Origin of the sequence: Chamaesiphon sp. VAR_48_metabat_135_sub (assembly GCF_031418915.1) — a bacterium.
In the GTDB taxonomy this organism is placed as follows: domain Bacteria; phylum Cyanobacteriota; class Cyanobacteriia; order Cyanobacteriales; family Chamaesiphonaceae; genus Chamaesiphon.
In genome coordinates, this window is the sequence record NZ_JANOJV010000233.1 from 1 (window position 1) to 11,660 (window position 11,660).

Consider the following 11,660-nt stretch of genomic DNA (forward strand, 5'->3'; position numbering starts at 1 on the left):
GATCGAGCAGATAATTGGGGTATTATTTGAAGCAGTAATTAATATTTTACATTGGGTAATTGCTTTAGTGCCGATTGCTGTATTTGGGATTGTTTCTAAAACAATTGCCCTCCAAGGATTTGCGCCGTTTAAAGCATTAGGTTCATTTGTATTGGCTGTCATTGTTGCACTATTGCTGCAAGCTGCTTACTATCTAACTAGAGTTAAACTCGGCTCTTGGGTATCGCCCAAAAGATTTCTTCAAGGCGGTTCAGATGCATTAATTACGGCTTTTTCTACGGCTTCATCAACAGCGACGATGCCGATTACCTTTGAGTCATTGATCAATAAAGTCGGCTTGCGTGAATCTTCGGCTTCCCTCGGTGCATTGGTGGGGAGTAATTTTAATAACGATGGTACCGCCCTATATGAGGCGATGTCAGCACTGTTTATCTCTCAGATATTAGGGCAAAATTTGTCGCTGGTACAACAGTTGATGGTGATGTTGACTTCGATTGTGGCATCTGTGGGGGCTGCGGGGATACCAGAGGCTGGTTTAGTGACAATGACGTTGGTTTTTACCTCTGTGGGTTTACCAACCGAGTATATTGCGATCCTAATTACGGTAGACTGGTTTCTCGATCGATGTCGCACCGCGATTAATGTCATGGGTGATATGACAGTGAGTGCGGTAATTGATGGCAAACACCGACAACCCCAATCTGAGACAATTGTTGCAGCCCAAATTGAAGAATTATGAGTTTAGAGCAAACAAACTGGTTTAAAGTTGCCTTGAGAGTCGAAGGTTCGGTAATTCCCAACATTCTCAATCAAGTTTTATGGTGTGGAGCTTTTGGGCTATTTATATCAGTTTTATCTTTTTATAAAATACCTGTTGGTGCAAAAGCATTAGGTGGAATTATTCCGAGTATCGTACTGGGTTTACTACTGGTGTTTCGGACAAATACCGCTTATGAAAGATTTTGGGAAGGACGAAAAGCTTGGGGTTCGATCGTCAATAATGTTCGTAATTTATCGCGATTAATCTGGGTCGCCATTATTGAGATAGAACCAATGCATCGACAGGAGAAGGAGCAAATTTTAAAGTTATTAGTGGCGTTTTCTATTGCTACTAAATTACATCTGAGATCGCAACCTGTTGACGATCGATTAGCCGAACTTGTCTCCCCGATTCAATTTGCTAAACTTCAGACGATGAGTAATCCACCATTAGAAATTGTATTCTGGATTAGTGATTATCTTCAGGCAAAACACGAGCAGGGACAAATTAGTTTGTATCAGATGAATGAGTTGCAAAGTATTTTAAATATCTTGGTCGATATGCTGGGTGCTTGCGAACGAATTCTAAGGACACCAATACCGTTGGCTTATGTAATTCATCTCAAACAATTATTATTAATCTATTGTTTATTATTACCTTTTCAAGTTGTTGACGAACTTAGGTGGTGGACGGCACCTGTAGTCGCTTTAGTTAGTTTTACATTATTTGGGATTGAAGCGATTGGGGTTGAAATTGAAAATCCTTTTGGTACCGATCCTAACGATTTACCTCTCGATAATATTTGCAACACTATTAGTCGAAATATCGACGATCTAATTAGCATCGAACCCCATTATCGTCGGTCGGGTATATACGGGGGAGATTTGGGGGAACAACTGAATTAGGGATTCGGGAGATTCGGGTGTCGAGGTTCGCAAGCGCACTATCCATTCACACATCTACTTCCAAAACAGATATTTCTTGCTCCAGATTGAGTCGAGCTTGTGATTCTAATTCGGTGAATAGTAGATCTGTATAATAGAGTCTGTCGCGTTGTAAAAAGCTCTCTAAAACTCGAATGCGTCCAGCTCGATATGCAGAATCTGGAACCCAACTATACTCACAACGAATCGATCGAGCATAAGTTTGATATTTATCTGGATCTGCACCGAGAATCGCCAGATCTGCATCTAAAAAAACACACCGATCGAAATCTTCAGTACTGACTTGATGTCCTTGTGTTGCCAAAATTAGTTGCTCTACATCCAAAATAAGATCGATCGAGACACCCAGATTTGTCAATAATTTTTTAGCAGCTTTAGCACTTTGGATTTCATTATCTCCCGCTCGCGACTCGTACACAAAATCGTGAAACCAGATTGCTAAAAAGACCGCCATCGGATCTCGAAGTCGGTCTGGGTTAAAACGATCCAAAATAGTTAGTAGATGATGGATATGAGCGAGATTGTGATAGTGGCGATCGGGTTTGCTATAAGCAGTAACGAGCATCTGAAAAACTCGATCGGTTTTTTGTTGTTTGTGCAGCAAGTCGCTTGGAGGATCGATCGATACCTCTGTCCAAGCTGGCTGCCACTTTTGGGCTAATTCATCGATTTCGGACATTAGACTTCTTGCGAAAGTTAGGGGGTAAAGGATCGGAAATAGGGGAGATATAAAAGCAGTACTAAAAAAGACTATTTTCGACTCTGTTTAACTGCTTTTTTTCTTGTTTTTGCCTGCGATAACAAAGACGTAGCAAAAGAGATCGCTTCTTGAGCTGATTGTCCGCCAGCAATTTGAGCGATTTCATCGCGGCGTTGTTGTTGGGAGTGGAGTTCTTCAATTCGGACGATCGTGCGTTCGATGGCTTTAGCATTACCATTTTTTGTCGTGTCTCGATCGATTGTTTCCTTTACCACCCGAAAATGTCGATCGGCCATTGCCGCAATTAGCGGCTGGTGCGTGACGCAGAGAACCTGCTGAGATTGACTCAGGTGGTGGAGTTTACTCGCGATCGATTGAGCTACTTTCCCCGACACGCCCGCATCGATTTCATCGAAGATTAGCGTACCTACACCACCATGATGAGAGAAGCAAGCTTTGAGCGCGAGCAGAAAGCGGCTCATTTCCCCACCAGAAGCTGTGGCGGCTAAGGGTTGGAGCGGTTCGCCAGGGTTGGGACTAAAATAGAAGGTGATGCTATCTGCACCAATAGAAGTTGGCGTTTGGGGCACAATTTCGACTTGAAATTGGACTTTATCCATCGCCAGGGGTTTAAGTTCGCAGATTAGGTGCTGTTCGAGATCGATCGCAGCTTGTTGACGGAGGGTGGTTAATTTTTGGCAGGCTTTAACTAGTTTCGTTTGGAGATCGGTGGCTTGCTGTAATAGCTCCTCGAGGGATACTCCCGCCCCTGTAAGCTGGGTTAATTCGGTTTGGATAGAAAGTTGATGGTCGATCGCGTCCGTCAGACTAGGGCCATATTTGCGGCAAATTAGCTTGAGAGTGCGAATCCGTTCTTCAATTTCGACTAATCGATCGGGATCGGCTTCGAGTGCGTCTCCATAATAATTGATTTCGCGTCCAGCTTCAGTGACTTGAGCGAGGGCGAGGCTGACGAGATCGAGGGTAGATTGGAGGCTGGAGTCGATATCAACCATATCGATCAGGGTAGATTCGGCTTTGCCCAACAGATCGGCAACGGCGATCGACCCGCCTGTATCATTTTGATAGAGTAATTGGTAAACGGCGTAGCTCTGTTGCTGGAGATCGACGACATGGCTCAGGCGTTGGCGTTCGGTTTCGAGATCGATGAGTTCGTCGGGTGTTGTTAGGTTGACTTCGGCTAGTTCTCGCGCTTGATATTCGAGTAGGTCAAGTCGCTGTAATCGTTGCTGTTCGTTTTGTTGGCGATCGAGCCACATTCGATCGGCTTGTTGGTAAGCAGTATATGCCGCCGCAATACTTTCTCGGTGTTGGATAAGGATTGTACCTCCATACAAATCGAGTAATTCTCGTTGGTGGGTGGTATTGGTGAGTTGAACTGTTTGCCCTTGGGCGGTAATCTCAATCAAGAGTTCGCGTAATTCTTGACCGAGTTGGCGATTGCAAATCGCCCCATTGACGCGCATTCTCGATCGCAGATTAGGACCACTAAAACTCAATTCTCGACTGCAAATCAGGATATCATCGGCGACATCGAACTCGCGAGCTATCGACCATTGTCTCACTCGATCGGTAAGATCGAAAGTACCCTCGATCGTGGCTTTCTCCGTTCCTGTCCGAATCATTCGCGGCGTAGCTTTGCCACCTAATACTAGATCGATCGCGTCGAGAACGATCGATTTCCCTGCCCCTGTCTCCCCAGTCAAAACATTTAAACCCGCCCCAAATTCTAGTTCTAACTCATCAATGAGGGTGAAGTTGTGAATGCGGAGAGAGAGTAGCATTTGGGGGAGTGGGGGAGAGTGGGAGTTGGGGAGTGGGGGAGAGTGGGAGTTGGGGAGTTGGGGAGTTGGGGTGTGGGGGATTGTTCTTTTCTTTTACCCTTTACCCTTTACCCTTTACCCTTTACCCTATCCACTATTCACTATTGACTAATTTACGCCGGATGATGGAAGCCGAATCGATAATTAATGAACTAAAGTGGAGAAAGCTCTGTAGTTCAAATCTCGATCCCCATGAATGAGCCAGACAATTCTTCACCTGGTAATGAATCAGTTCATCGAGTCAGTGGTAATGATTTACCTGACCTGACAATCTATGGTTATCAAGTATCCGAGCGATTGTCCCAGTGTAAGGATCTCGGTAGAATTACTTATCTGGCTAGAGATCTCCAACATGTTGGTAGAACCTCTGAAAAAGAGCACCGATTAGTGGTAATTAAAGAGTGGCGAATACCAGACTTGGAAAAGTCAAAACTCAGCGAAAGTCAGACACCATCCTTAGATTACGCTAATTATTTACCAGAAATCGAACGTTTACAACAACTCGATCTTCCTAGTATTCCCCGTTACCTGACATCCTTCTCCACGCCAACCGGATTTTGTGTCGTGCGAGAATATCAGTCGGGTGTCTCGCTTGCAGAACTGGGCACGCTTCCAGCGTCGGATATTAAACTGGTTGCCGATGCCGTATTAAAGATTCTTAAATATCTCCATCAATTAGCACCTGTTGTCATTCACCAGAATATCAAACCAGAGAACATTATTGTCAATACGGAAACGGAATTGGCAATATACTTAATCGATTTTGGACTACACCCCCAAGGTGATGCTAGCACGGGTACCCCAGGATTTATTCCCCCAGAACAATTATTTAATTTAGAGCTGACTCCAACTTCTGATATTTATAGCCTAGGAATATCGCTAATTTGTCTGCTCACTGGCACATCTACCGGACGAGCACAAAGCCTGTTAGATAACAATTATCGTCCTCAATTCAAACATTTATTACCTGCTAATACCGATCCAAAAATGATTATGTGGCTGGAAACAATGATCGAACCCAACCGCTATCAAAGGTTTATTAATCCAGATAGTTTTGGCGATACAGCCCAGCAACGAGTGCCCCATCACAAAACTAAGTCATTTCCAAAACACGTTCCGGTAGACATAGAATTCGATTTTGCAGAATCAACGCCAAAAATAAAATGGATTCGCTGGACAATTGCCATTAGTGTATTGCTTGGTTTGTGTTTACTCGCCATTCAGTTTTTTTTCCCAGCTAGCGAAGAACTCAGTCCGGCTCAAATCGCTAAAAATCAATCGATCGCTGAAAAAGCTGAATTTGAGGCATCCGATCGAGGTAGGTTAGTTAAGGAAAAAAGATGTGCTAGCTGTAGTCTCGATCGTCAGAGTTTTGCCAAAGCAGAACTAACTGGATTGAATGTCCCTCAATCTAGTTTCATTGGGACTAATTTTTCAGGAGCAAATTTAACTCTAGCAATTTTTCGCGATGCCGATTTAAGCGGGGCTAATTTGAGTAAGGCAACTCTCCATCAAGCTGCTTTTTATGGTGCTAAACTCATCGGTACAAATTTGGCAGGAGCGGATTTACGTGATGCGAAACTAGTTTATGCTAAGTTGAAAGGATCTTCTTTGAAAAATGTCAATTTAGCGAGGGCGGATCTCAAATTTGCTGAGTTTCAGCAAGCCGATCTGACCAATGCCAATCTCACAGGTGCAGATTTAAGTAATGCAGATATGTCTTATGCCAATCTCACAGGTGTACCTTTGACAGGTGCTAAGTTGGATGGTGTAATTTTCACAGGTGCAAAAATGCCTAATGGTTCGATTCATCCTTAATAAGTGGAAAGTTGAAAGTGAACTATTTAGTTAGTCGTATTTGATTTGTAAATATTGCTAATCTGTGTGGCTCTGGGGGCTAAATGAGGTAAAATGTGGGGACAATTTATGAATTGTCTTTATACTTTAACCTGTCACAGTAAAAATATCGATGGACAGAATTCTAGAGCCGGAAGTAATGGATACGTGGTTGGAAGCAACTGCGTATGATGGAATGGATTTTGGGGTCGTAAATACAGTGTTTGCAGCAGATGCGATCGCCTTAGATCCCAATGCAGTCAAAGTTTTGGATATGGGTACGGGAACGGCGCGAATTCCCATTCTAATGTGTCAGAAACAACCTCAATATTTAATTACTGGGGTAGATTTGGCACAATCGATGTTGATTATCGGTCGCAGGAATATAGAGGAGGCTGGATTAAATCAACGAATTAGATTAGAATGCGTAGATTCTAAAAGGACGCCATATCCAGATCTAGATTTTGATATGCTAATTTCTAATAGTTTAGTTCACCATCTACCAGATCCATTATCTTTTTTTGCAGAGGTAAAACGATTGGTTAAACTGGGTGGAGCAATACTAATTCGCGATCTGATCAGACCAGAAAATGATGTAACCGTTAACAATTTGGTTGAGAACATAGGTGAGAACTACGATCAGCACCAACAGCAGTTATTCCACGATTCACTCAAAGCAGCACTGACACTAGCAGAAGTTCAGGACGCGATCGATCGAGTCGAATTACCTAACGTAAAATTAACTCAATCTTCCGATCTACATTGGACGATCGATCGCCAGAAAACATAAATTATCAAGCAGGATTATTGCAATCTACTACGAACACTCGAAATGTTAAATCGTAAATTTTGGTTTGGACTACTTATCATCATTGGACTGATATTGTCCTTAACTATTCCAGCAGTCTCTTTCTCTCAATCTTTACCAAATAAACCAGTCAGAGAAATTCGAGGAGTATGGATTACAAATGTTGATAGTGATGTTCTATTTACACGCGATCGACTGGCAACGGCAATTAAAGATCTACGTAAATTAAATTTTAATACCATCTATCCAGTAGTGTGGAATTGGGGCTATACAACTTATCCGAGTAAGGTTGCTAAGAAGATAGTTGGTAGTAGTTTTATGCCCAAAAAATCGGCAGGATTATTAATTAATAGAACGCTGAGTAAAGCCGAAGGATTGGAAGGGCGCGATGTGCTCCAAGAAATGGTAATTAAAGGTCACAAACAAAAAATGGCTGTGATTCCCTGGTTTGAGTTTGGGTTTATGGCACCTGCGACGACAGATCCTGCTGGATCAGATTTAGCTAAACTTCATCCCGATTGGTTGACTCAAAAACAAGATGGTGGCACGATTTGGAAAGAAGGTAAAGATCCGCGCGTTTGGCTCAATCCTTTCAAACCTGAAGTTAAAAAATTCATCATCGATTTAGTCGTCGAAGTAGTAAAAAAATATGATGTCGATGGAATTCAATTCGACGATCACTTTGGGTTACCTGCCGAATTTGGATACGATAAATTCACCGTCGATTTATATAAAAGCGAACACCAAGGTAAGCTACCACCAAACGATCCGAAGAATGAGGAATGGATTAACTGGCGTGCTGACAAAATTACAGATTTAATGCACGATTTATTTACTGCTATTAAAACTGCAAATCCAAAATCGATCGTCTCAATCTCACCTAATCCTCAAGGATTCGCCAAAAGCTTCTTTCTTCAAGACTGGGCAAAATGGGAACGCCAAGGTTTAGTGGAAGAATTACTAATTCAAGTCTATCGAGATAAATTAGAGACATTTATTGGCGAACTTAAAAAACCAGAAGTAAAACTAGCCAGCCAACATATCCCCGTCGGGATTGGTATTTTAACTGGTGTCAAACCAAAACCCATCCCGATGAAGCAAATTCAAACCCAAATTGCCGAAGTTCGCAAACAAGGTTTAGCAGGTGTATCTTTCTTTTTCTATGAAACGCTCTGGAAATTAACCAAGGAGCCAGAACTAGCTCGCAAGGATGGATTTAAACAAGTTTTTGCAAAATCTGTCGATCGACCCAGTGTAATTCGATAGTAAAATCGTATTTTAATTAATGGCGTTGCTGAATTCAGGTATGAAAAAATAGAGAAGAGAGGGGGGAGCGGGGAGCAGGATGACTGTTGTTGCAAAAATGGTGAATCATACATCAATTCAGCAACATCTAATTAATTATTAGTTCCTATTTGTGTGACTAGGTGAATGAGTTCGGGGAGAATGAGTTTTTCCATCCCTAGCTGTACAGCACCTTTGGAGCCAGGGAGGGAAAAGACAATCGTGTGTTGATAAGTACCTGCAATGGCACGGGAAGCGATGGCACGGGAGCCGATATCTTGGTAGCTGAGGAAGCGGAAAATCTCACCAAATCCAGGCAAGGTTTTAGTCAGGGCATTGGCGATTACATCATAGGTGGTATCGCGGGGTGAAATCCCCGTACCACCATTGAAGACGATCGCTTGAATTACTGGCACAATACCAACAATAGCTTCTAATTCTGCACCAATTAGAGTTGGTTCATCAGGAATAATTCGATATCTGCCAATTGTGTGCCCCGCAGCTTTGAGTACTGCTTGGATTAATTCACCACTGCTATCTGTCGCAGGTGTACGGGTATCACTGACAGTGATTACCGCACAATTGATGATAACAGGGATGAGATCTTGATGGGGTTGGGAATGACGATCGAGCATCGACTAATTAACTAAATTATTCAGCTTTTTGAAATCCTAACCCATTTGCCGCCGAATAACGTTCCATGAATCGCATGAACCGATCCCACTCTGCCGTAGAATTCATGATGTACATTACTTCCAAGGCGGCGGGTTTACCATTGATAAACTTGGCTTTGACTTCACGGGTGACGATCTCGCCTTCTTCGTCGAGCATATACATCCCAGTTACCTCTTCCGTGACATCATTACCGAGAATCGCGGGTTTATCAAAGTAAAATGATGCGGTAGACTGTTCACCAGTGCGAGATTTAGTGAGTCGAACATCAGGAACTACGGGTTCGGTGATGCCTACAGAAAACTGAATTTGTGCCATAAGTAAATTTGCTTAATGTTATTTCACATAATATTAACAAACATCAGGGGATTAATTTCCCTCCCCTCACCACTTACCCCTACTGAGAGTTAAGAATTTGGTTGAATTAAATCCCTATGATTGGATCGATCGATCTCTGGAGACGATCGAGCGAGCAAATTGGTATCGATCGACCCAAGTAATTGCCAGTTTACCAGGTACGGAGGTGGCGATCGACGGAAGAAAATTGCTAAATTTTGGTAGTAATGATTATCTGGGTTTGGCTGGTGACGATCGCGTAATTCGCGCGGCGATGGCGGCGACGCACCAATTTGGGACGGGATCGACAGGTTCGCGGTTGACAAGCGGGCACAAGCAGCTACATGAAGATCTCGAACAGGCGATCGCCCGTTTAAAGGGCACTGAAGCCGCCTTAGTATTTAGTTCGGGTTACTTAGCCAATTTGGGGACAATTGCGGCTCTGGCGAGCAAGAGAGACCTAATCCTGAGCGATCGATCGAATCATTCTAGTCTTAAAAATGGCGCATTGTTGAGCGGTGCGACAGTAATTGAATACAAGCATGGCGATGTTGACGATCTGCGCCAACAGTTACAGGTACATCGAACCAGTTATCGTCGCTGTCTGATTATTACCGATACCGTTTTTAGCATGGATGGAGATATTTGTCCTCTCCCAGACATTCTGGTTCTATCGATCGAGTATGCTGCAATGCTATTACTAGACGAAGCCCATGCCACAGGTATTTTTGGAACGACAGGCGCAGGTGTGGTCGAACACTACAATTGTGGTGGGAAACCATTAGTTGAAATAGGTACTCTGAGTAAAGCAATCGGTAGTTTAGGCGGCTATGTTGCCGGAAGTTTCAGTCTCATCAACTTTCTCAAAAATCGCTGTGCGAGTTGGATTTATACCACCGGATTATCCCCCGCCGATACTGCGGCGGCACTCACTTCGATCGAGATAATTTCTACCACACCCCAACTCCAGCAACAACTATGGGCAAATGTGGCAGATCTAAAACAACTATTTATCGATCGATTGCCAGATCTCCCTCTAATTCCCTCAGCATCACCAATTATCTGTCTCGAATTACCCGATGCCCAAACTGCGTTAACAATGGGTAACAAACTCAAACAAGCAGGCATCTTCGCCCCAGCTATCCGTCCGCCAACAGTACCCACAAGCAGAATTAGACTATCGCTAATGGCAACACATCAACGATCTCAATTAGAACAATTAGTTGATGCAATTGAGACAATTTGGGGATAAGGTTTAGGGACTAGTACTGAGCGGCGTAAATAAAAGTACTATTCTTGAAAGAAGGGGGAATCGGGGATCTGGGATTCATAAATGGTTGCTTAGTTTATGCCATTTAGTATTAGGTAGAAAACTGGGGACTTTTTAATCCAAAATCCAAAATCTCCTCACCCTAGCCCCAAATGCCAAGTAGTTACGGCAAAGACGATCGCGGCAAACAGGGATAATAAACCTTGAAGAATTAACCCAATTACTGAACCCAAGACGATCCCAATTCCAGCTTTGAAAGAGATATTAAATCGCTCCCCCATCGGTACCTCGCGTGGGTAGAGCAGTTCGCCGACGACAGCACCAATAAATGGCCCAAAAAACATCCCCACCAGGGGGCCACCCAAAGGTAGAGCGGGCAGCAGCCCAAAGAATCCGAGGAATAGACCGACAATCGAGCCAATTTGACCCCAATGGCTAGCTCCAGCTTTTTGCGCGCCCCAGATGCCCGAGAACTGCTCGATCGCAAAACACATCACCAAGACAACACTAGAAGCTATCAAGGTGATAGTAACTTTATCCCAATCAAACAGGAATCCCGCAACTATCGACGCGCCCAATATCAAGCTAGGTCCAGGCACTACTGGCACTACGGCCCCAATTACTCCGACTAAGGTAGTGAGGAGTAAGGCGATATAAATTAGTGTTGTGGTTGTCAAGGGGTGTGGGGGTGTGAGGGTGTGGGGGTGTGGGGGAAGGGGAAAGGATTAATTTTTTGTCTCAACAGTCATTCACTATTGACTATCCACCATTGACCATCCACTATTCAAATAAATCCATATCTGTTACGGCACCTAAACTACTGGAAGAAACCAACTTGGCGTATTTACCCAGTATCCCAGTTTTATAACGGGGTGCGGGGGCTTGCCAGTTGGCGCGACGGGTTGCTAGTTCTGCCTCGGAGACATTTAACTGTAATAGCCGTTGAGGAGCATCGATCGTGATACTATCGCCTTCATTGACTAGGGCGATCGTCCCGCCCACGTAAGCTTCTGGGGCGACGTGTCCGACTACCATACCATAGGTACCACCAGAAAAACGTCCATCAGTAATTAAACCGACGGTATCGCCCAAACCAGCACCGATAATTGCGGAAGTAGGCGCGAGCATTTCTCGCATCCCTGGGCCACCTTTGGGGCCTTCATAGCGGATCACTAGGATATCTCCTGCTTGGATTTTCCCTGAGAG

The 11,660-nt window shown here is 43.8% G+C and carries 12 protein-coding genes; 6 read left to right on the forward strand and 6 right to left on the reverse strand.

The genetic code is table 11. The annotated features are described in order from the left end of the window. Together RMO55_RS16505 and RMO55_RS16510 are read left to right on the forward strand one after the other, a co-directional pair. On the forward strand, positions 1–739 hold a 739-nt coding region (locus RMO55_RS16505), incomplete at its 5' end, for a dicarboxylate/amino acid:cation symporter (RefSeq protein WP_310428230.1). After that, positions 736–1,665 (forward strand): bestrophin family ion channel, encoded by a 930-nt coding sequence (locus RMO55_RS16510; RefSeq protein WP_310428232.1) that lies wholly within the window; start codon positions 736–738, stop codon positions 1,663–1,665. The genes RMO55_RS16505 and RMO55_RS16510, both read left to right, overlap by 4 nt. Positions 1,666–1,711: 46 nt before the next feature. On the opposite strand, the gene RMO55_RS16515 is transcribed toward RMO55_RS16510, so the two are convergent. Both RMO55_RS16515 and recN read right to left on the reverse strand, forming a co-directional pair. Continuing rightward, positions 1,712–2,383, reverse strand: coding sequence for a hypothetical protein (locus tag RMO55_RS16515; RefSeq protein WP_310428235.1), 672 nt, complete (start codon positions 2,381–2,383; stop codon positions 1,712–1,714). A 71-nt stretch (positions 2,384–2,454) separates the two neighbouring features. Beyond that, positions 2,455–4,209 (reverse strand): DNA repair protein RecN, encoded by a 1,755-nt coding sequence (gene recN / locus RMO55_RS16520; protein WP_310428238.1) that lies wholly within the window; start codon positions 4,207–4,209, stop codon positions 2,455–2,457. A gap of 231 nt (positions 4,210–4,440) precedes the next feature. On the opposite strand from recN, the gene RMO55_RS16525 reads away from it, so the two are divergent. The 3 genes from RMO55_RS16525 to RMO55_RS16535 all read left to right on the forward strand — a co-directional run bounded on the left by RMO55_RS16525 (position 4,441) and on the right by RMO55_RS16535 (position 8,158). Further along, positions 4,441–6,066, forward strand: coding sequence for a pentapeptide repeat-containing protein (locus RMO55_RS16525; protein ID WP_310428241.1), 1,626 nt, complete (start codon positions 4,441–4,443; stop codon positions 6,064–6,066). 151 nt (positions 6,067–6,217) lie between these two features. Next, positions 6,218–6,874 carry a class I SAM-dependent methyltransferase gene (locus tag RMO55_RS16530; RefSeq protein WP_310428244.1) on the forward strand — a complete coding sequence of 219 codons (657 nt, stop codon included), beginning with the start codon at positions 6,218–6,220 and terminating at the stop codon, positions 6,872–6,874. A 42-nt stretch (positions 6,875–6,916) separates the two neighbouring features. Next, positions 6,917–8,158: a glycoside hydrolase family 10 protein gene (locus RMO55_RS16535; protein WP_310428249.1), complete on the forward strand. Its 1,242-nt coding sequence runs from the start codon at positions 6,917–6,919 to the stop codon at positions 8,156–8,158. A 131-nt stretch (positions 8,159–8,289) separates the two neighbouring features. On the opposite strand, the gene RMO55_RS16540 is transcribed toward RMO55_RS16535, so the two are convergent. Beyond that, the gene (locus RMO55_RS16540; protein WP_310428250.1) at positions 8,290–8,811 is read right to left on the reverse strand and encodes a MogA/MoaB family molybdenum cofactor biosynthesis protein; all 522 of its coding nucleotides are present in this window, start codon (positions 8,809–8,811) and stop codon (positions 8,290–8,292) included. A 16-nt stretch (positions 8,812–8,827) separates the two neighbouring features. Continuing rightward, positions 8,828–9,166 carry a photosystem II reaction center protein Psb28 gene (gene psb28 / locus RMO55_RS16545; RefSeq protein WP_310428251.1) on the reverse strand — a complete coding sequence of 113 codons (339 nt, stop codon included), beginning with the start codon at positions 9,164–9,166 and terminating at the stop codon, positions 8,828–8,830. A 97-nt stretch (positions 9,167–9,263) separates the two neighbouring features. Here psb28 and bioF point away from each other — a divergent pair, with 97 nt between their 5' ends. Further along, a complete protein-coding gene (gene bioF, locus RMO55_RS16550; protein ID WP_310428252.1) occupies positions 9,264–10,436 on the forward strand; it encodes an 8-amino-7-oxononanoate synthase in 1,173 nt (390 codons plus the stop codon). A 155-nt stretch (positions 10,437–10,591) separates the two neighbouring features. Here bioF and RMO55_RS16555 read toward each other — a convergent pair whose 3' ends face one another. Next, positions 10,592–11,131, reverse strand: coding sequence for a DUF456 family protein (locus RMO55_RS16555; protein ID WP_310428253.1), 540 nt, complete (start codon positions 11,129–11,131; stop codon positions 10,592–10,594). Positions 11,132–11,234: 103 nt separating this feature from the next. Then, positions 11,235–11,660 (reverse strand): dihydroxy-acid dehydratase (locus RMO55_RS16560; RefSeq protein ID WP_310428255.1); only part of this gene is annotated, 426 nt, incomplete at its 5' end.